The organism is Lederbergia galactosidilytica (assembly GCF_017873565.1).
In the GTDB taxonomy this organism is placed as follows: domain Bacteria; phylum Bacillota; class Bacilli; order Bacillales; family Bacillaceae_C; genus Lederbergia; species Lederbergia galactosidilytica.
On record NZ_JAGGKH010000024.1, the window covers coordinates 22,572 to 42,798 of the forward strand.

General features: G+C 38.5%; 19 protein-coding genes and 1 riboswitch. Of the genes, 11 read left to right on the forward strand and 8 right to left on the reverse strand.

Annotated elements, in window-relative coordinates:
* Window positions 1-329: 329 nt before the first annotated feature.
* From J2Z23_RS19230 to queE, 5 genes are all read left to right on the forward strand, one after another.
* The gene (locus J2Z23_RS19230) at window positions 330-1,553 is read left to right on the forward strand and encodes a dicarboxylate/amino acid:cation symporter (RefSeq protein ID WP_209974875.1); all 1,224 of its coding nucleotides are present in this window, start codon (window positions 330-332) and stop codon (window positions 1,551-1,553) included.
* A gap of 214 nt (window positions 1,554-1,767) precedes the next feature.
* Window positions 1,768-3,183, forward strand: coding sequence for an NADP-dependent phosphogluconate dehydrogenase (gene gndA, locus J2Z23_RS19235; protein ID WP_057986253.1), 1,416 nt, complete (start codon window positions 1,768-1,770; stop codon window positions 3,181-3,183).
* A gap of 122 nt (window positions 3,184-3,305) precedes the next feature.
* Window positions 3,306-3,352, forward strand: a riboswitch (PreQ1 riboswitch).
* 79 nt (window positions 3,353-3,431) lie between these two features.
* Window positions 3,432-4,097: a 7-cyano-7-deazaguanine synthase QueC gene (gene queC, locus J2Z23_RS19240; protein ID WP_057986251.1), complete on the forward strand. Its 666-nt coding sequence runs from the start codon at window positions 3,432-3,434 to the stop codon at window positions 4,095-4,097.
* Window positions 4,094-4,531, forward strand: coding sequence for a 6-carboxytetrahydropterin synthase QueD (gene queD / locus J2Z23_RS19245; RefSeq protein WP_057986249.1), 438 nt, complete (start codon window positions 4,094-4,096; stop codon window positions 4,529-4,531). The genes queC and queD overlap by 4 nt, the downstream gene beginning before the upstream one ends.
* Window positions 4,528-5,250, forward strand: coding sequence for a 7-carboxy-7-deazaguanine synthase QueE (gene queE / locus J2Z23_RS19250; RefSeq protein WP_057986242.1), 723 nt, complete (start codon window positions 4,528-4,530; stop codon window positions 5,248-5,250). Before queD ends, queE begins: the two co-directional genes overlap by 4 nt.
* A gap of 311 nt (window positions 5,251-5,561) precedes the next feature.
* Here queE and uraA read toward each other — a convergent pair whose 3' ends face one another.
* The 3 genes from uraA to J2Z23_RS19265 form a co-directional block, all read right to left on the reverse strand.
* Entirely contained in the window at window positions 5,562-6,830 is a 1,269-nt protein-coding gene (gene uraA, locus J2Z23_RS19255) for a uracil permease (protein WP_209974877.1), read from the reverse strand.
* Between the two features lie 453 nt (window positions 6,831-7,283).
* Window positions 7,284-8,513, reverse strand: coding sequence for a peptidase T (gene pepT, locus J2Z23_RS19260; protein ID WP_057986237.1), 1,230 nt, complete (start codon window positions 8,511-8,513; stop codon window positions 7,284-7,286).
* A 147-nt stretch (window positions 8,514-8,660) separates the two neighbouring features.
* A complete protein-coding gene (locus J2Z23_RS19265) occupies window positions 8,661-8,987 on the reverse strand; it encodes a winged helix-turn-helix transcriptional regulator (protein WP_057986235.1) in 327 nt (108 codons plus the stop codon).
* Between the two features lie 269 nt (window positions 8,988-9,256).
* Here J2Z23_RS19265 and J2Z23_RS19270 point away from each other — a divergent pair, with 269 nt between their 5' ends.
* Window positions 9,257-10,375, forward strand: coding sequence for an RNA-guided endonuclease InsQ/TnpB family protein (locus J2Z23_RS19270; RefSeq protein ID WP_209974879.1), 1,119 nt, complete (start codon window positions 9,257-9,259; stop codon window positions 10,373-10,375).
* Window positions 10,376-10,911: 536 nt separating this feature from the next.
* The gene (locus J2Z23_RS19275; RefSeq protein WP_083492386.1) at window positions 10,912-11,949 is read left to right on the forward strand and encodes a lactonase family protein; all 1,038 of its coding nucleotides are present in this window, start codon (window positions 10,912-10,914) and stop codon (window positions 11,947-11,949) included.
* Between the two features lie 46 nt (window positions 11,950-11,995).
* Here J2Z23_RS19275 and J2Z23_RS19280 read toward each other — a convergent pair whose 3' ends face one another.
* From J2Z23_RS19280 to J2Z23_RS19290, 3 genes are read right to left on the reverse strand one after another with little or no spacing between them, the layout of a single operon-like run.
* Window positions 11,996-12,715: a YfjL-like protein gene (locus J2Z23_RS19280; RefSeq protein ID WP_057985719.1), complete on the reverse strand. Its 720-nt coding sequence runs from the start codon at window positions 12,713-12,715 to the stop codon at window positions 11,996-11,998.
* Window positions 12,684-13,253, reverse strand: a complete 570-nt coding sequence (locus J2Z23_RS19285; RefSeq protein WP_057985717.1) for a zf-HC2 domain-containing protein — start codon at window positions 13,251-13,253, stop codon at window positions 12,684-12,686. The genes J2Z23_RS19280 and J2Z23_RS19285 overlap by 32 nt, the downstream gene beginning before the upstream one ends.
* Window positions 13,246-13,743, reverse strand: coding sequence for an RNA polymerase sigma factor (locus J2Z23_RS19290; RefSeq protein WP_064468805.1), 498 nt, complete (start codon window positions 13,741-13,743; stop codon window positions 13,246-13,248). The genes J2Z23_RS19285 and J2Z23_RS19290 overlap by 8 nt, the downstream gene beginning before the upstream one ends.
* A 225-nt stretch (window positions 13,744-13,968) precedes the next feature.
* On the opposite strand from J2Z23_RS19290, the gene J2Z23_RS19295 reads away from it, so the two are divergent.
* Window positions 13,969-14,493: a biotin transporter BioY gene (locus J2Z23_RS19295; protein ID WP_064468892.1), complete on the forward strand. Its 525-nt coding sequence runs from the start codon at window positions 13,969-13,971 to the stop codon at window positions 14,491-14,493.
* Between the two features lie 12 nt (window positions 14,494-14,505).
* Complete coding sequence (gene bioB, locus J2Z23_RS19300; protein WP_209974881.1) at window positions 14,506-15,516, forward strand: biotin synthase BioB; 1,011 nt, start codon at window positions 14,506-14,508, stop codon at window positions 15,514-15,516.
* A gap of 198 nt (window positions 15,517-15,714) precedes the next feature.
* On the opposite strand, the gene J2Z23_RS19305 is transcribed toward bioB, so the two are convergent.
* Both J2Z23_RS19305 and gdhA read right to left on the reverse strand, forming a co-directional pair.
* Entirely contained in the window at window positions 15,715-16,302 is a 588-nt protein-coding gene (locus tag J2Z23_RS19305; protein ID WP_057994284.1) for a nitroreductase family protein, read from the reverse strand.
* Window positions 16,303-16,562: 260 nt separating this feature from the next.
* Window positions 16,563-17,945 (reverse strand): NADP-specific glutamate dehydrogenase, encoded by a 1,383-nt coding sequence (gdhA, locus tag J2Z23_RS19310; RefSeq protein WP_420795732.1) that lies wholly within the window; start codon window positions 17,943-17,945, stop codon window positions 16,563-16,565.
* Window positions 17,946-18,428: 483 nt separating this feature from the next.
* Between gdhA and gltC the strand changes: the two genes are divergently transcribed.
* Window positions 18,429-19,331 (forward strand): glutamate biosynthesis transcriptional regulator GltC, encoded by a 903-nt coding sequence (gltC, locus tag J2Z23_RS19315; protein WP_057985709.1) that lies wholly within the window; start codon window positions 18,429-18,431, stop codon window positions 19,329-19,331.
* Window positions 19,332-19,518: 187 nt separating this feature from the next.
* Entirely contained in the window at window positions 19,519-20,202 is a 684-nt protein-coding gene (locus J2Z23_RS19320) for a phosphoribosylaminoimidazolesuccinocarboxamide synthase (RefSeq protein ID WP_209974883.1), read from the forward strand.
* Window positions 20,203-20,227: the final 25 nt, after the last annotated feature.

Consider the following 20,227-nt stretch of genomic DNA (forward strand, 5'->3'; position numbering starts at 1 on the left):
ATGGTGAAAAATACTAAGTACGATAATAAAAATTATTTATACATTGGATATACAGACAAGGAACCCTTAAATATGAACTTTGAGCTATTCCTTGATAGGTTTATTGTATCTAACGGTTCAAACTTTTGGGAATGGCCAAGGTTAGATGCTGAAAAATACTATTATTATTTTTAATATTACCTAATTTTTAATGTCTCTTCTTCTTTTTTGAATTTCTTTCTAAATGTCAAAAGAAGTGTGGGGCATTCTTTTTTTTGTTCTTCATATATTGTTAGGAAAGGGGGTAATATGAAAGCGCCATCAACAATGGGTGGGAAAGGGTGGATTCAATGAAAAAGAGTTTCATTATCCAAATTCTGATAGCTTTTATTTTAGCAGTCATTGTCGGTGTTCTGTTTGGTGAAAAAGCTTCTGTTCTACAGCCGCTTGGGGATTTGTTCTTGCGCCTTATTAAATTTATTATTGTTCCATTAATTTTGTCAACGATTATTGTAGGAGTAACAGGGGCCGGCGGGATCAAAGCATTGGGTACGATCGGTGGAAAGTCGATCCTCTATTTTCTTGTGACTAGTTTGATTGCGATTTGTTTCGGTTTGCTCGCTGGCTTTATTTTTTCTCCTGGGAAAGGGTCTGATGTCGTATTAGAGGAAGGTGCGGCAGAGACCGTTACCAGTGATGGTGTAATGGATACACTCTTAAATATTATTCCAACCAATTCGATAGAGGCATTAACAACAGCCAATGTATTGCAAATTATTTTCTTTGCTATCTTTGTTGGTATAGGAATTACATTAGTAGGAGAAAAGGCAAAACCGGTTCAAGATTTCTTTGAAGGTTTTGCTGAAATTATGTATAAGATTACTGGGATTATTATGAAGCTAGTGCCAATTGGGGTGTTTGGATTATTGGCACCAATCGTTGGCGCTTATGGAATTTCAGTTTTACTGCCGCTTATTAAAGTCATTGTGGCAATGATCGTGGCTGTGATTGTTCATGTTGCTCTCACGTATACTATTGCAGTCAAAACACTTGGGAAAATGAACCCATGGCATTTTTTTAAGGGGATCTTTCCAGCCGCATCAGTGGCTTTTGCTACTTGTAGCAGTTCTGGGACCTTGCCTGTTACAATGAAAAATACGCAAGAAAACTTAGGTATCTCGAAAAAAACAAGCAGTTTCGTATTGCCACTTGGTGCGACGATCAATATGGATGGAACAGCGATTTATATGGGGATTACTGTGATGTTTATTGCGCAGTATTTTAACCAATCATTATCATTTCCACAAATATTAACGGTTATATTGATGGGAACATTAGCCTCTATAGGTACGGCTGGGGTACCAGGTGCAGGATTAGTCATGTTATCCATGGTTCTAACGGCGATTAATCTTCCACTAGAAGGAATTGCCTTGGTTGCTGGTATTGATCGGATCCTTGATATGTTACGAACCTCTGTTAATATTATCGGTGATTCTTCTGCGTGTGTTGTTGTAGAAAGAACAAGTAAAGGTCAAAAATTAAATAATGATGAACCTCCAGTTATTCTGACATAAGGCTTCGAAAAATAGTAATCTCGTATCCGAGAATAGGGTGCGAGATTATTTGCGTGGGAGTTAGATAATCGGTAAAATGATAAAAAGTTCACTTTAAGGTAGCTTCCTTACATTTTAGTATCCGAAATATTTCGGCTTTTCCGGAATTATATGATAAAATTAGCTTAAAGATGTTTGGAAGTATATTATACATAAGGTTTAGGAGGAAAGAACATTGTCAAAACAGCAAATTGGTGTAATTGGTTTGGCCGTTATGGGCAAGAATTTAGCCCTAAATATTGAAAGCCGTGGCTACTCTGTGGCCGTTTTTAATCGTAGTCCTGAAAAAACAGAGGACTTCTTGAAAAAAGAGGCTGAAGGGAAAAATGTAGTAGGGACATTTTCTGTTGAGGAGTTTGTCAACTCTTTAGAGAAGCCACGAAAAATTTTGCTGATGGTGAAGGCAGGTCCTGCAACAGATGCAACAATTGAATCATTAAAGCCCTATTTGGAAAAAGGCGATATTTTGATTGATGGCGGAAATACGTATTTCAAAGACACGATCCGTCGTAATAAAGAATTAAGCGAAGCAGGTCTACATTTTATCGGTACAGGTGTATCAGGCGGTGAAGAAGGAGCCTTAACTGGTCCTTCGATTATGCCAGGTGGACAAAAAGAAGCTTATGAGCTTGTAGCGCCAATCCTCAAATCCATTGCTGCAAAAGTGGATGGTGAGCCATGTACAACTTATATTGGTGCAGACGGTGCGGGACATTATGTGAAAATGGTGCATAATGGGATCGAATATGGTGATATGCAATTAATTTCTGAAGCCTATTTCATGATGAAACATGTACTTGGTTTAACGGCTGAAGAACTTCATGAAGTATTTTCCGAATGGAATAAAGGTGAATTGGATAGTTACTTAATTGAAATTACAGCGGATATTTTCACGAAGAAAGATGAAGAAACAGGAAAGCCGCTTGTTGATGTGATTTTAGATACAGCAGGCCAAAAAGGTACAGGAAAGTGGACAAGTCAAAATGCCCTTGATTTAGGTGTACCACTCCCACTCATCACTGAATCTGTTTTTGCTCGTTTTATTTCAGCTATGAAGGATGAGCGTGTAGCTGCTAGCAAAGTATTATCTGGTCCAGAAACTGCTGGGTATGATGGGGATAAGAATGAACTTATTGAAGCGATTCGCAAAGCTCTTTATATGAGTAAAATATGTTCTTATGCACAAGGATTTGCGCAAATGCGAGCTGCTGCAGAAGAATATGGTTGGGATCTTAAATATGGGGATATTGCGATGATCTTTAGAGGTGGATGCATTATCCGTGCGCAGTTTTTACAAAAAATTAAAGAAGCTTATGATCGTGATCCTGAACTTGCAAATCTTATGTTGGATCCGTACTTCAAGGAAATTGTTGAAAATTACCAAGGTGCACTAAGAAAAGTGATCGCTGTTGCTGTTGAACGTGGAATTGCAGTACCGACTCTTTCAAGTGCCATTGCTTATTATGATAGCTATCGTACAGAGTCACTACCAGCTAATCTTCTCCAAGCACAACGTGATTATTTCGGTGCTCATACTTATCAACGTGTGGATAAAGAAGGAGTTTTCCATACTGAATGGATGAGTAAATAAAATCCGTGGACAAATGCCTAGCATGTAAGCTAGGCATTTGTTTTTTAGTCTTAACCCAAGTACCCACCATGAAAGAGATGAAATGTGTTAAACTAGAGAAGTTGAATAATAACTGCATGTTTGCAGAAGAGGTTCGCAATTCCATCCCTCTATAAAAAACTAAGGAGACGAGACAACACGTTTACTTAGTGTTGTTTTTTTTGATGGTAATATCCGAATCTCTTCTCTAATAAGGGAGGAGAATAATAGTGGATGATCGTAAGGCGGTTGTCGTATTTAGTGGTGGTCAAGATAGCACCACTTGTTTATTCTGGGCATTGGAGAAATTTGAGCATGTGGAGGCCGTTACATTTCAGTATGGACAACGCCATATTGCTGAGCTGGAGTGTGCAAGGGAAATTTGTATGAAACTCAATGTTCATCATCATGAGCTAGATATGACATTATTAAATCAATTAGCACCCAATGCATTAACAAGAGCTGATATGGAAATAAAGGAAGGGGACAATGAACTTCCCTCGACTTTTGTCCCAGGAAGGAATTTGCTTTTTCTCTCCTTTGCAGCCGTGTTGGCAAAGCAAATAAATGCCAAGCATCTGATTACAGGAGTAAGTGAGACGGATTTTAGCGGGTACCCAGATTGCCGTGACGGCTTTATTAAGTCGTTAAATGTAACACTTAATTTATCGATGGATGAGACATTTGTAATTCATACTCCGCTCATGTGGAGAGATAAATCAGATGTTTGGGCATTAAGTGATCAATTAGGAGCTTTTGACTTTGTGAAGGAGCATACTCTTACTTGTTATAATGGAATTAAAGCAAGTGGGTGTGGGGAATGCCCTGCATGTCAATTGCGCAATCGTGGGCTTGAGCAATATGAAGAGCTTCGGCAAGGAGGAACAATAAAATGATGCAACAAATTTATCCTGTCGGGTCACATTCTTATGCCTATGAATTGAATAAAGATTTTCATTTCGCAGCGGCCCATTATATTCCTCATGAGGATGCGGGCAAATGCCAACAAGTACATGGGCATACGTATTTTGCTAATATCACCATAGTAGGAGATGAGTTAGACCATACAGGTTTTTTAGTAAACTTTAAAATAATTAAGGATCTTATCCATAAACGCTTTGATCATGCAGCTCTTAATAATGATCAAGCTTTTTCCGACTATGTTGCTGATCAGTTTCCGAGCACAGAAGTTGTGGCCCGCACGATTTATGAAATTGTACAACAATATTTAGATTCACAATCTAATTGTCCCGTTTGTCTACAAGTCTTTTTACGTGAAACACCCACAAGTTATTGTATCTATCGTCCGAAAAGGAAGGATAGAATATGAAAATACCAGTATTAGAGATTTTTGGTCCAACAATTCAAGGTGAAGGAATGGTGATTGGACAAAAAACAATGTTTGTTCGTACAGCAGGGTGTGATTATTCATGTTCCTGGTGTGACTCAGCCTTTACATGGAATGGTTCTGAAAAGGAAAATATTCGAAGGTTGGAACCTGAGGAGATTTGGCAAGCTTTGAAAGAGCAAGGGGGCCAGACGTTTAGTCATGTAACGATTTCAGGCGGAAATCCGGCATTGTTGAAGCAAATGGGCGAATTGGTCAACCTATTACATTCACATGATGTTCAGGTTGCCTTAGAAACCCAAGGAAGTAGATGGCAATCATGGTTTACTGAGATCGATGAGTTAACCTTATCACCTAAACCACCAAGTTCAGGAATGAAAACAAACTTTGCCATTCTCGATCAAATTATTCACTCCTTACAAGATAAGCAAAAAGGTAGCTTTAGCTTGAAAATTGTTGTGTTTGATGAACAAGATTTGCATTACGCGATTGATTTATATAAGCGGTATCCTGGTGTGACTTTCTTTTTACAAGTTGGCAATAATGATCTTGCGAATTTTGATGATCAGCAACTACTCGCTCATTTATTAGAAAGATATCATTGGCTTATAGAGAAAGTAATGGAAAGTGAAGAATTAAGGAATGTGCGTGTTTTACCTCAATTACATACGTATCTATGGGGAAATAAACGTGGTGTATAAAGTGAAACTACATTCAGAGGGGTTTTTTCATCCCCCTCTGAACAGAATAGATCAAAGGCTAAGGTCGCGCCGTCCTGGCGGCAGGCTTAAAGCACGACGTCCTGTCGTTTCGCCTACACTAGTACGTCCTATACGTCGCAACGCCTTTGTGACCAACATCCTGTTGGCCTGAACCAATCGGGCTTTTACTGGCAGTTAACCCCCACTTATAATTCTTGTTTTCTCTCGAATTCTTGAAGTGGGGTGTTACTGCCAGTTAATGCGGGAGAAATAAAAAAAGAACCATTCCGGTTCTTTTTTTTATTTCTCAATTAATCATTTGAAAGCTTAAATTTCTCAAGTATTTTAAAGAAGAGACTTAGGATGATGGCAACAATAGTAGCAAGGCCCATTCCAGCCAATTCAACAGAACCGATTTTGATCGCTGCTCCACTAATACCAATAGCTAGTACGACGCATGTTAAAATAAGGTTTTGCGAGACACTATAATCTACCTTTGCTTCAACCAACATTCTTAAGCCGCTTACGGCAATAATACCGAAGAGTAACAAGGAAATGCCTCCCATAACAGGAGTAGGGATCGACATGATTAAAGCTGCTAATTTTCCACAGAAGGAAAGGATGACAGCAAGTACAGCCGCACCGCCGATAATCCAGGTAGAATATACTTTTGAAATGGCTAAGACGCCAATGTTTTCGCCATAAGTCGTATTAGGAGTAGCTCCAACGAAACTAGAGATTATCGTAGAAATTCCATTACCCATAAAAGAGCGGTCAAGGCCAGGATCTTTAATCATATCTTTTTTTACAATATTCCCAGTAACAATCAGATGCCCAATATGTTCTGGTACTAAAACAAGTGCTGCTGGAAGAATAATTAGCATATCTGCCCAATTAATTTTCATTGAATAAACAGTCGGTAAAGCAAACCACTTAGATTCACGAACTAGGGAGAAGTCTACTAATCCGAAGAAAGCTGCAATTACATATCCTGACACAATTCCAAGCAAGATTGGAATAATTTTGAGGAATCCTCTTAAGGTCACCCAATAAATAACGGTTAAGCCTAGGGTTAAGAGAGAGACAGCAATGACTTTGGAATCAGGAGACACACCCTTCGCTGTGATAAGCCCAGCCATATCAGCGGCTGTTGGGACAAGTTCTAATCCAATCACAGCAACAATGGCGCCCATGGCTGCAGGTGGAAAAATGACATCGATCCATGATGTTCCAATGAACTTAACAATAATACCGACAATCACTAGCACGATCCCGACAAGGAGAAAGCCGCCAAGGGCATGGGCATAACCGTCAATACCACTATATTTTCCAAGAACAGCCGTAACTGGCGAAATAAAGGCGAAGCTTGATCCTAAGTAAGCAGGAATTTTTCCTTTAGTTATAAAAATATAGATGAGTGTACCAATTCCATTCATCAGTAAAATAATTGCTGGGTTGACCCCAAATAGTAACGGCACTAAAACAGTGGAACCAAACATAGCAAATAAATGCTGAAAACTTAATGGTAAGCTTTGTAAAAGTGGTAATCGTTCATCTACTTGAATTTCTCGTTGTTTCATCCGACATCTCTCCTCTTTGATATCTTGATCGAAGAACCAATAAATTATCAGCGATCTCATATGATTTTGATCAAGACAATCACTATTTTAGTGAATACAGACTTTGTCATTGGAAGGAAGCTTACTGGATAAGGAGTTTTATACAGCAAAAAGCACCTTGTCCAATGACTGGCAAGGTGCATAATAGTCGGATTAATATCCATTTGAATATGCAAAAATCTACACTTATCATAAGTGCGTTCACCTTGTCAGCCTCACGGGACTGTTTTAAAGGGTCTGATTCATTTGTCATAAGTATTATACAGGAGGGAGGAGAAAAGTCAATCACTTTTTATTAAAACAAGTGCAGTCCCCATAATGTATAACCCTTGTCATTGAGAAATTATTTAGGGGATATTCAAAAAGTAAGGATCAAAGACGTTACGATATCTTATCGCAACGACTTTGTGACATTTACTCCGCTTTTTGTTCATAAAGTGACGCCATTTCCACAATCACACGGACGGCTTTTTCCATATTATCGACAGAAATAAATTCATAGGGGCCATGGAAGTTCTCTCCGCCTGTGAAGATATTTGGTGTAGGTAAGCCCATATAAGAAAGCTGAGAACCATCTGTACCTCCACGGATTGGGGCGATAAGCGGTTCAATATTTAAATTTTTCATTGCGTCAGAGGCAATTTCAACTATTTCGATTACGGGTTCAATTTTGTCTCGCATATTATAATATTGATCTTTGATTTCATAGTGAATCCGTTCTTTTCCATACTTTTCTGCAAGCATGGTGACGATCTTTTCAATTCTAGACTTTTTTGCCTCAAATTGTTTTTTATCAAAGTCGCGAATAATATAATCCATTTTGGCTGTTTCGACATCTCCATAAAAAGATAGTAGGTGGTAAAAGCCCTCATATCCCTCTGTGAATTCCGGTGCTTGGCCGGCAGGTAAGGCTTGGTGGAATTCCATCGCTATTTTGCTCGCATTTACCATAGTTCCTTTGGCAGTTCCTGGGTGGATATTAGTTCCTTTGAAGATTATTTTTAATGCGGCCGCATTAAAACTTTCAAATTGTAATTCCCCAAGTGGACCACCATCCACTGTATAGGCATAACTAGCGCCAAATGCTTGTACATCAAACTTATGGGGACCCCGACCAATTTCTTCGTCAGGAGTAAAGGCAACACGGATTTTTCCATGTTGGATCTCAGGATGTTGGATTAAATAGTCCATCGCTGTCATAATTTCAGCAATTCCCGCTTTATTATCTGCACCTAAAAGAGTGCGGCCATCCGTTGTTATTATCGTGTGCCCGGTATAATTTTTAAGGGCAGGAAATTGCGTAGGGGATAACACCATATTCTCATTTAATGGAATGTCTTCGCCATCGTATTCAACAATTACTTGTGGATTTACTCCAGCTCCGGTAAAGTCTGTTGCTGTATCGATATGGGCTAAAAATCCAATAACAGGAATATTCTTATCCGTATTTGCAGGCAGCGTCGCCATAACATACCCATTATCATCCATTGTCACTTCCTGCATGCCGATTTCCTTTAATTCTGCTACTAACAGTTTAGCTAATTCTAATTGACCAGGAGTGGATGGGCAATTGCTGTTGTTTTCATCTGATTGTGTGTCTACTTTAACATAAGTTGAGAAACGTTTAATGATTTCACTTTTCATCCTGTTATTCTCTCCTTTATTTTAAAAATTTCAATAAAATTGCTACCATTCCTTTAGTTTACAGTAAATCCTTAAGAAAAAGAACAAAAGTGCAATGGTGCTGTATGAACAACAAAAAGCCGACTGTCTTTATAAACAGCCGACTTTTTAACAAGAATGGTCTGTATCTAGTTCTTGCCACTCTTCTGCCCATCGTTGAATTTCCGACATTAGAGGTTGCAGGGCTTTTCCCTTATCCGTTAGAGAATACTCAATCCTCACTGGTGTTTCAGGGTAGACATTTCTTTTTACAATCCCTTCGTGTTCCAAATCCTTTAATCGTTCCGATAAAACTCTAGCACTGATTGGCATAGAAGATTCGAGAATACAAAATCGTTGTGGGCCTTGTAAAAGTTGGAAGATAATCAGACCTGTCCAACGTTGTCCTAATAATCCCATAGCCTTCTCAAATTTAGGGCATAAATTATGACTCATTATGCTCACCTCGCTTTTTATTATATATCATGGATGATCTTTCTGATATAGCATTCTTCTTTTTTCGAATAACTCTATTATAAAAATGAATGGGTATTTAGAAAAGTAGAATTTAACGTACTTCCGAAAGAAGTCTCCCTCTTCAATCGTGTGAAGGGCGTAGCCCAACGATAAGGGGGAGATGAATTTAGGTTGGCGTAAGCCGGGGAAAGGGCTTTCATTTATGGAACGAATGTTCTATAATAGAGTTAGATATAGCAGAGGAAGTGATGGCCGTGTTGGTCAATCAAAAATATGAGGTTTTCCCAACAGAAAAACAAAAAGAAACGTTAGACCGTTGGCTCCAATACTGCCGTCAAACTTACAACTCTGCCCTTTTAGATAAAGAGCGCAAATATAAACAAAACAAGGAACATTACAACCGTTATGACATGCAAAAACAATTAACAGTGGATAAAAAGAACTATCCATTTCTAAAAGAAATGCCTTCCCAACCACTTCAAGAAGTATTTGTGCGATTACAAAAAGCATTTGAGAATTTTTTTCGCAAAGACGCTAGATACCCAAAACAGAAAAAATATAAAGAGTATACGAGTATGACATTCCCTCAATTCGGATTGAAAGGGAACCGAATGGCGATGTCCTTTTCCGGCAATGGCAAATTATACAATACAAGGTTAGGAGAAATAGATATTCTGCTTCATCGACCACTAAAGGCGCCAATCAAGCAACTGATGATCAAACGTCAAGGGAATAGGTGGTATGCTATTTTCTGTGTCGAAGGACAAGCGCTGCCAACTACTTTGGATATCCATAACGCAATTGGTATTGACGTTGGAATCAATCAATATGCCGTTCTTTCGAATGGACTAGAACATGAAAATCCAAGATTTCTTCGTAAAAAGGAAAAGCAATTAAAGAAAACGCAGCGGAGGCTTTCCAAAAGGAAAAAGGGCTCAGCGAACGATATCAAGCAGGTACAACGAGTTCGTCAACTACATGAGAAAGTGGAGAACCAACGCAGAGATTTTCTTCATAAACTAAGCTACAACTTGACGAAGGACTATTCGGTGATTGCCGTGGAAAATCTACGTATACGCAACATGATTCGGAACAGAAAGTTAGCAAAATCTATATCGGACGCAGGTTGGGGCATGTTTCGAAACATGCTTGCATACAAATGCGAAAGAAATGGCGGGATTCTGATCAAAGTAGAACCAAAATTCACTTCACAAGATTGCTCCCGTTGTGGCAATCGAGTGAAAAAGTCCCTTTCGATTCGTACGCATATTTGCACAAAATGCGGAACGATACTTGATCGTGACCATAATGCTAGTCGAAACATCTTACAAAAAGGATTAGATGAGTTACTTACCATAATGGAATAGCCATAACTGTAGGGCAAGGTTGTGTCCGAACAGTATAATCTACGCCTGTGGAGACTGTGTAAGACATATTGGCACAACCCCAGTATGCAATGGTTCATGAAACAGGAAGCCCCTTCTTCAAACAACCCGAAAGGCTGTTAAGGAGGGGTCATTCACTACTTTATCCCGCATTAACTGGCAGTAAGCCCTCACTTCAAGAATTCGAGGGTAAACAAGAATGATAAGTGGGGATCAACTGCCAATAAAAGCCCGATTGGTTCAACTAACATTCAGTGGGGATGGAAAAAAACCCCACTAAATGAAGTTTCACTTTATTGGTTTGGAGAAGCATTTGCTTGACTCTTGCGGGATTTGCGAGACAGCTGAGACCCTAGAGGATCGTGGAGACGAAGCGGCTTGGCGCTCGCCCTGAGGTAAGCTTCGAAAATGGTAAAACTGTGAAGGATTCAGTGGTGAAAAGAGCGCATTTATTCCGTTTTCTTTTCTGAATGGTATAATGGGAGTCAGATAAAATAGAACTGAAGGGAGCGGTAAGATTGGGAAAACAATACATAGGATATGTCGGTACTTATACAAGACAAAGCAGTAAGGGTATTTACCGTTTTACGCTTGACACAACTACTGGAAAACTAGGTGTACCTGAAGTGGCGGCTGAGGTCGGAAGCCCTACTTATCTTGCTATAAGTGAAGATCAAAAATTCCTGTATTCAGTTGCTCAACAGGATAAATTTGGTGGAGTGGCTGCTTTCGAAGTGGTCAATGATGCGGGTGAGTTGAAACAATTGAACACTGAAGTTGAGGAAGGAGCTCCACCTTGCCATTTAGATGTTTATGGTGACCATCTTCTTACTGGGAATTACCATGAAGGTAGAGTAAACCTATATGATATTAACCATAAGGGTGGTATAGAGCCTGTTTTGGATGTGTACAATCATCAAGGGAATGGACCACATGAGCGCCAAGAAAAGCCACATGTTCATTTCACTGGATTAACTCCTGATAAAAAGTTTGTTATCGTAGCTGATCTTGGGACAGATGAGCTTGTGACTTATCAAATAGAAAATAATGAGTTGAAAAGGGTGCAAACTCTTCACGTAAAACCGGGGAGTGGGCCGCGCCATATTGCTTTCCATCCAAATGGTAAATGGGCTTATCTATTAACAGAGCTATCGACTGAGGTAATCGTACTTGATTATGATCAACAAACAGGCAGTTTTACTGAAAAACAAACAATCTTAGCCAAGCCAGAAGATTTCACAGGACAAAATGATGCAAGTGCTATTCATATTTCTCCTGATGGTCGCTTTGTGTATGCTGGAAATCGCGGGCATAATAGCATTGCTGTTTTTCGAATAGATGAAACAAGTGGTAAAGTCGGATTCGTGGAATTTACTTCAACAGGCGGAGAATGGCCACGTGATTTTTGCCTTGATCCAAGTGGTGCCTATCTTGTTGCAGCGAATCAGCATACAGGTAATCTTGTCCTCTTTGCCCGTGATCAAGAAACAGGGGGATTGACCCAACTTGATTCCGAAATAGAAGTTCCAGAGGCCGTTTGCGTGAAGTTTTTATAAATAATCAGGCGAAGAGACCATCGAAGTAAGATGGTCTCTTTGCCGATTATTGATTATATTCTTCAATATCCCGTAAGGAAATTTTTTGGTCAGCTGTAAAAAAACTGGCATATTTAAGATACCCTTGGTCATCTTTGGAATCCTTGTCAAATAAATTTGCATTAATATTGACTGTGTCGTACGTATATCCTGCGGACTTTAGATCACTCTGCATTTTCTTCATCTCTGCTACCAACAGCTCTTTTTTGGGCAGTTGACTGGCATCCATTAAAATATCAATGTATATAGGTTTCTCAAGCTGAAGATCTTTATTCCAGTTCGTATCAAGGGAATAAGATCCTTTCTGGACTTCGAGTTGGATATTGATGTGAACAATTCCTTTAATGTCTTGGAAAATCTCATCTAATTCAATAGCCGCTTCCTCTTGCCATTTTTCAATTAATGGTTGATCTAAATTTGCATAATAGATTTCATCATAGGTAACTTTTGGTTTGAACAAACCAGTTATATTTAGTTCGTATTGATGTTGATCTTCGCTGCCAATTTTGTTTACATCAAAGGAATATCCACCAATTTTAAAATTGTAAAAACCATTATCTACATTGAATTCTTGGTTTGGATAGGTTTCTTGCAAGTAATTATTAAGAACGGAGGCGGCTGCCCACTTTGAAACGGGATTGCCATTAAAGGCGTTATAGAAAAATAATATAGGTAAAACTAGAATTATAATTAAACTAACGTATATCCATTTTCTCTTCTCTTTCATTCTTATCACCATTTTCTTTTAATTTTAAAACGAGAAATCCAATAAGACAGCCAATAATGGCAAAAATGAGATGAAGACAGGCTAGAAAGATTGATCCAAACACAGCATTTAAAAAGGTTGACTCACTAGTTAAGCTATCGACGATCGACCATAAAAAATTGGGCAAGAAACTAATGACCATTACAATGGTTACTCTTTTGTAAAATAGATAAGTGATTAATCCGAGAATTGTATAGGTTAAAATAAACCCAAAGCTTCCATTTAATAATGATGTTTTCATGGCGAAAATAAAGGATATCGCAATCAGAATGATTTGGTAGAAAGAAAGTTTTAAATGTATTTGCCGTAACATTTTTTCAGTATCTATGGATGAGTGGATCGGTTCTTGATCAATAGGCTCTTGAGATAGGCTAGCAAGCTCTTGACAACCTTTGCATGATTTAATATGTGATTCCACCCAATGAGTAGTTTCTTCTTGCAATAAGCCCTCGTTATAAAGGGGGAGTAAATCCTCTACAATATAACAATCATTATTCATCGTTTCCCCTCATTTCCTTTTTTAATTTGATTTTGGCCCGATGAAAGGCAAGGCGTACGTAATTTTCACTTTGGTTTACTAGCCCACCGATTTCTCTAAAAGTTAATTCACCATAAAGACGTAAAATTACAATCTCTTTTAGCGAGGGGCGTAATTGCTCCAAAAAGGTTTGGAATTGGCGATGTTCTTCCTTTTGAATATATAATTCCTCCGGAGTAAACGAACGCGGCTCTGTTTCATTGGTCATTTTCTTATTTAAAAAACGCGCATATTTTTTAGAACGGTAATATGTTTTTAAACGATTATGAGCAATCGAGAAGATCCAAGTTTTCAATGTGGAATTTCCAGAAAACAAATGAAATCCCTTTACCGCTTGATAAAACACATCTTGAGTTAATTCCTCTGCCAGTGATTGATCCTGCACTTTTATATAAAAGAAGGCAAAAATCTTAGGTTGAATCTCTGTATATAGCTTTTCAAGCTCTTGCATGATGCCCCCTCCCGGATTTTCTGTTCAATAATGTAGTAGCATGAGTAACATATTCGTTTCAAAAAAATATATGTTAACCACTTTTAAATTTAGGTTGACATTTATTCTAACTTTCCTATATTCTTAAACTATACTAAAAAATGAGGTGAAAAAGTGAATACGGTGACAACTAGAACCCATAGTAATAAAAACAGATTAACTGCACTAGATATTACATATGTAGGCATGTTTGCAGCACTTATGATGGTCGGTGCCAATATAACTTCTTTTGTTCCCTTCCTTGTTATAGGAGGAGTTCCTATTACTTTACAAGCCTTTTTTGCCGTATTAGCCGGAGCTTTTCTAGGGAGTCGTCTAGGTGCTATTTCCATGGCAGTCTATGCCTTTATCGGTTTAGTCGGTGCCCCAGTATTTGCTAAGTTTCAGGGAGGATTTGCGCAAATTCTTAATCCGACATTTGGCTTTATATTGGCTTTTATTTTAACAGCATATTTTACTGGGAAGATCATTGAAAAAAAGAATAGTCCATTTAATTACATTTTCGCAGCCCTTATTGGTACGTTGATTAGCTATATCATTGGACCGAACTGGATGTACGCCGCTTATAAAATATGGGCCAATGCTCCTGAGGCATTTTCTTATAAAATTGTTTGGATTTGGATGGCATTTCCGTTACCAAAGGATATATTATTAGCGATTCTTGCCGGTATGTTCGCTTATAGAATGCAAAAAGTCGTGAAAAGAAGATAAGGGGGGCTTGAGATGCATTATTTTGAGGAAATGGCCGCTAAAGTTTTAGCGGGAGAAGAGTTATCTGATGTAGAAGCTATGGCGATATTACAATGTTCTGATGAAGATATCCTACCTCTATTACACGCGGCCTACCAGATTCGGAAGCACTTTTTTGGAAAAAAAGTAAAATTAAACATGATTATGAATACTAAATCTGGTTTATGCCCGGAGAATTGTGGATATTGTTCCCAATCGATCGTATCTAAAGCACCGGTTGAAAAATATTCAATGATGAAAAAAGCCGAAATTGTAGCGGGAGCGAGCAGAGCCAATGGGTTAAAGGCTGGAACATATTGCATTGTCGCAAGTGGACGAGGCCCAGAAAATCGCGAATTAGACATCGTTGTAGAGGCAGTAAAAGAAATTAAAGAGACATACCAGGAAATGACAATTTGTGCATGCTTAGGGATTTTGAAGCCAGAACAAGCAGCACGATTAAAAGCGGCTGGGGTTGACCGTTATAACCATAATATCAATACATCCCGTTTCCATCATAGTAATATTACAACCTCACATACATATGCGGATCGAGTTGAAACTGTAGAAACAATTAAACAAGCAGGTATTTCCCCTTGCTCCGGTGTAATTATTGGTATGCAAGAAACATTGGAAGATGTAATTGATATGGCACGTAGTTTAAAACAACTTGATGCAGATTCGATTCCAGTGAATTTCTTACATGCAATAAAAGGAACTCCATTAGAAGGAACAGACGAATTGAATCCAAGATACTGTTTGAAGGTTCTTTGTCTCTTTCGTTTTATCAATCCGAGTAAGGAAATCAGGATATCTGGAGGAAGAGAAGTAAATTTAAGAAGTTTGCAGCCTCTTGGTTTGTATCCTGCTAATTCGATCTTCATCGGTGACTATTTGACAACAGAAGGCAATGCTGGATTGGCAGATCAGCAAATGTTGGAGGATATGGGATTTGAAGTGGATCTAGTCGAAATGAATAAAGAAATAAGCGAATTTCAGTATTAAAATTAATGCGAGCGTTTTAACAAGCGAATGCTTTGAGTTAATAAAAGTTCGATTTTGTCTTTAATGGTCTCGGGTTTTGAGTGTAAGGGTATGGCATCAGTAAGCAAGTTTACCGCAAACAGAGACAATTTCTGAAGACATATAAAAAGGCAATAGCCCATCTGTTAACAGTTTGATCTATTGCCCTTTGCTCTCCCGTTATATTTTTGCGGATTCTCCAAATTTCCCTTCAAAAATAGTTTCCTTAAGTGGGCGTCTATTTGAAGGCTTTTCGCGTGCCTGGTGATCGGCAGATAGTTCGCTCATATCCCCCAGATATCCAACAGCCACAACAGCATGAAGCTGGTAATCATCAGATATACCTAACTTTTCACGTGCCTTATCCCTATTAAATCCTCCCATAGCATGAGTAATAAGCCCTTTTTTGGCTGCTTCTAAAGATAGAAATCCCCAAGCTGTCCCTGCATCAAAAGCATGGGAAATGCTTGGTCCGCGTTCTGTTGAAGTTTTAGACATAATTAAGATGAGCACAGGTGCGTTTTTGCACCAAGTTAAATTGCCTTCATTAATAAATGAGTGAAAGTGATTTCGGTCCCCCTTATTTCGCGCAATGATGAATCTCCACGGCTGTATATTTGCTGCAGAAGGTGCCCAGCAGGCCGCTTCCAAAATCCCATTAAGAATATCCTCAGGAACCTCTTGCTGACTAAAAGCCCGTGGTGACCAACGCTCTAAAAAAATTGGATCTATATTATAAATAGCTTGTCTGTAATCTTTTCCATTCATATGTATATCCTCCCCTATTTTTCAATGAATTATCTCCCTTAAGAAAAGGAAGTAATCAGTTTAACGGATACGGCATCTATGCAACCTCTCCATCTACTCGCTATAAATGAGTACCTGACCAATTAATGGATATTTTAACATAAAAGTACACTAAATATTCCCTATTTTGCCTCCATTTCCTGATATCATTCTGAGGTTCAATGGGAGATAAGTAAAAAGATCCCTATCTATCTTGATAGGGATCTTTTGAAGGATCAATTTTAGATCACACCTTGCATAATCATAGCATCCGCAACTTTTACAAAGCCGGCTATATTAGAACCAACTACGAGGTTGCCTGGATGACCATATTCTTCTGATGCATGTGTGCTATTTTTATAAATATCGATCATGATTTCTTTTAATTTTGCATCAACTTTTTCAAGAGACCATGGAACTCGTGAACTATTTTGGGCCATTTCAAGGGCGGAAACAGCAACACCACCAGCATTCGCGGCTTTGCCTGGAGCAAATAAAATCTTGTTCTCTAGAAATACATCAATAGCAGCGAGATTAGATGGCATATTGGCACCTTCCCCAACAGCTTTTACACCATTAGATACAAGAATTTTCGCAGATTGCTCATTAATTTCATTTTGTGTCGCGCATGGAAGAGCGATATCACAAGGAAGAGTCCAAATTCCTTCACTACCTTCATGATACTCTGCGTGTGGATGTTCTTTCACATATTCACAAATCCGGCATCTTTCTACTTCTTTTATCCTTTTTAGGGTATCTAGGCAAATGCCGTTTTCATCGTAAATATAACCATTAGAATCACTGCATGCCACAACCTTGGCACCAAATTCTTGAGCTTTCTCTATGGCATAGATTGAAACGTTGCCTGACCCGGAAACAACGACTGTGCTACCGGAAAAGCTTAAATCTTGATCACGTAGCATTTCTTCAACAAAATAAACCGTACCATAACCAGTTGCTTCGGTACGACCAAGGCTACCACCATAATCTACACTTTTTCCAGTTAATACTCCTGCATCAAAATGTCCGCGTAGTCGTTTATACTGACCAAACATATAACCAATTTCCCGGGCGCCTACTCCGATATCTCCAGCAGGAACATCCACATCTGAACCGATATATCGTGAAAGTTCTGTCATAAAACTTTGTGTGAAACGCATAATTTCAGCATCTGACTTTCCTTTAGGGTCGAAATCGGAGCCACCTTTACCTCCACCAATTGCTTGACCAGTTAATGCGTTTTTAAAGGTTTGTTCAAAACCTAAAAATTTTATAATACTTGCATTAACAGAGGGATGGAAGCGTAGACCGCCTTTATAGGGGCCAATCGCACTATTGAACTGGACACGAAATCCACGATTAATTTGTACTTTCCCTTGATCATCTACCCACGGTACTCGAAATGAAATTAATCTTTCGGGCTCAACTATCCTTTCTAGAATATTGTGCTCGATATATTTGGGATTTTTCGCAAATACTGGGGTTAATGATTGAAAGATTTCTTTAACGGCTTGAAGAAATTCTTCTTCGTGGGGGTCACGTTTTACAACTGTTTCGTACACGTTATCTATATAGTTTTTGGCAGTTTGCATATTTTGAGTTGTTTCATTCATATTCATCACCATCGCCATTTTTTCCACTCCTTCTACATTCATTTTATGAGGTTGTTCAAAAAGCTAGGAAAAATAACATTCGAATTTTTTGGCGAAGAAACTTTCCATCAATACGCCAAATGTCCAGCACAAAGTCCGCTCCATGTTTGAGAAACTTCTCCCATCACATTGATTGTCAATGCAGAAGTCAACACATCCTGTACAAGTCGTTCAGCAATGCGAATTCTGTGAGCAACATCGCATAAGCTCAAAAAATTGCACTGTTCGGTCGTTAATGTACGGGATGCAATAGTATATGCATTTCAAATAAGAAGTTAGCGGAGCGGCTCCACTCCATCTGAACTTTCCTTTTAAATGGTTGCTTCCAAGATGCAAAGAAACTCGAACTAGAAATGTTGTTAAGGAATATTTTATCTTTTATAATTAATCTAAACAATATTGATATTAGATAAGATTAATATCACATTGATATGAATCGCAGTAAGGAGTGGTGTTTTGGAATTAAGACAGATACAATACTTCATTGAAGTTGCCAAACGCGAACATATGACTGCTGCAGCCGATGCTCTGCATGTTGCGCAATCTGCAGTCAGTAGACAAATTGTAAATCTGGAAGCTGAGCTTGGTGTGGATCTATTTATTAGAGAAGGCAGAAATATTCGCCTGACACATATTGGACAAATGTTTTTGAAAAAGATGGAACAGGCTATGGATGTAATAGAACAAGCTAAACGGGAAATTGAAGAAAATCTTGATCCACAAAAGGGAACAGTACGTATTGGATTTCCAAGTAGTCTTTCCGCGTACTTATTACCATCCGTTGTTTCTGCCTTTAGAAAAGATTATCCAGATGTTAATTTTCAACTTCACCAAGGAGCTTATTATAAACTAATTGACAGTGTCATAAGAGGTGATATTGACATGGCACTCTTAGGTCCTGTACCAAAGGAAGAGCACCGTGTAAAAAGTGAAATCCTCTTTTTAGAGAATCTTGTTGCTCTCTTGCCATCCAATCATCCTTTAGCTAAAAGAAAATCTATTTCTTTAGACGAACTACGAAATGACGCATTTATTTTATCTCCCCAAGGCTATATTTTACGTGATCTAGTCGTAAATGCCTGTAAACAACATGGATTCGAACCTCAAGTTGGATTTGAAGGCATGGATATAGATGCCATCAAAGGCCTGGTATCAGCAGGTCTTGGCGTGACATTACTTCCTGAAATTACATTGATCGATAGCTTGCCAAGAGCGACAGTTAAAGTAATAATAGATGAACCAAAAGTGAACCGAACGGTAGGAATTATTATTCCCAAAGACCGAGCGCTCATGCCTACGGAATTGCTCTTTTATAAGTTTACCCGGGCCTTCTTTGACCGCTTAAGTGGTTATCAATAAATCTAAGCTTGTCTAAGTAGCTGTAATGAATACATACCCATTTAGCGGAAGCTTAAACAAGTTCGCAAGCAAAAGCCAGGATTTCGGTGTGGCTTTTGCTAAACTTTTTGAACATCCTTTAAAAAGACAAAGCAGAGTAGCATTTGCTATACTTATGTCAAACTTCATTTGGAAAGGAATAAGGGGAATGAACTTAAAATATTGTGGTAAAACAAAAGATGTATATGAGTTAGAGAATGGCCATTATTTATTGAAATTTAAGGATGACGTAACAGGAGAAGATGGAGTATTTGATCCTGGAGCGAATACAGTCGGCTTACAAATTGCGGGTGCTGGTAGAGCGGGATTGAAGTTAACAAAACACTTTTTTGAAGTGCTTCAAGAACAGGAAATTCCAACACATTATGTGGATGCCCGCTTGGATGAAGCAGAGATGATCGTAAAGCCTGCTGTGGTTTTTGGAGATGGCTTAGAAGTCATATGTCGGTATAAAGCAACCGGTAGTTTTATGAAACGATATGGGAAGTATGCAGTGGAAGGTCAGGATTTAGGTGGTTTCGTGGAAGTTACACTGAAAGATGATGAACGTCAAGATCCCCCAATTAGTGCTGATGCGCTTGATGTACTGGGGATTCTTTCATTGACTGAATATGCCCAATTAAAAGCATTAACGAAACAAATCGGTGATGTAGTGAAAGAAGAGCTTCTAAACAGAGAGATCGAATTGTATGATATTAAACTGGAGTTTGGTAAAACTGAAACAGGAGAAATCATGTTAATTGATGAAATCTCTGGTGGAAATATGCGAGCGTATAAAGATGGAGTCTATATTGAACCATTAGAATTGGAAAGATTAATGAATGAAGCCTAATATTTGAGTAGCTACTTTCTTGGAA

Bases quoted from the DNA above. Each gene is read 5' to 3' on its own strand.
- uraA (WP_209974877.1), bottom strand. From the start codon at position 6,830: ATGAAACAACGAGAAATTCAAGTAGATGAACGATTACCACTTTTACAA.
- pepT (WP_057986237.1), bottom strand. From the start codon at position 8,513: ATGAAAAGTGAAATCATTAAACGTTTCTCAACTTATGTTAAAGTAGAC.
- J2Z23_RS19270 (WP_209974879.1), top strand. From the start codon at position 9,257: ATGGCCGTGTTGGTCAATCAAAAATATGAGGTTTTCCCAACAGAAAAA.
- J2Z23_RS19320 (WP_209974883.1), top strand. From the start codon at position 19,519: ATGAACTTAAAATATTGTGGTAAAACAAAAGATGTATATGAGTTAGAG.
- queE (WP_057986242.1), top strand. From the start codon at position 4,528: ATGAAAATACCAGTATTAGAGATTTTTGGTCCAACAATTCAAGGTGAA.
- gdhA (WP_420795732.1), bottom strand. From the start codon at position 17,945: ATGGTGATGAATATGAATGAAACAACTCAAAATATGCAAACTGCCAAA.
- J2Z23_RS19285 (WP_057985717.1), bottom strand. From the start codon at position 13,253: ATGAATAATGATTGTTATATTGTAGAGGATTTACTCCCCCTTTATAAC.
- J2Z23_RS19305 (WP_057994284.1), bottom strand. From the start codon at position 16,302: ATGAATGGAAAAGATTACAGACAAGCTATTTATAATATAGATCCAATT.
- bioB (WP_209974881.1), top strand. From the start codon at position 14,506: ATGCATTATTTTGAGGAAATGGCCGCTAAAGTTTTAGCGGGAGAAGAG.
- J2Z23_RS19280 (WP_057985719.1), bottom strand. From the start codon at position 12,715: ATGAAAGAGAAGAGAAAATGGATATACGTTAGTTTAATTATAATTCTA.
- J2Z23_RS19290 (WP_064468805.1), bottom strand. From the start codon at position 13,743: ATGCAAGAGCTTGAAAAGCTATATACAGAGATTCAACCTAAGATTTTT.
- J2Z23_RS19295 (WP_064468892.1), top strand. From the start codon at position 13,969: ATGTTTGCAGCACTTATGATGGTCGGTGCCAATATAACTTCTTTTGTT.
- J2Z23_RS19230 (WP_209974875.1), top strand. From the start codon at position 330: ATGAAAAAGAGTTTCATTATCCAAATTCTGATAGCTTTTATTTTAGCA.
- queD (WP_057986249.1), top strand. From the start codon at position 4,094: ATGATGCAACAAATTTATCCTGTCGGGTCACATTCTTATGCCTATGAA.
- J2Z23_RS19265 (WP_057986235.1), bottom strand. From the start codon at position 8,987: ATGAGTCATAATTTATGCCCTAAATTTGAGAAGGCTATGGGATTATTA.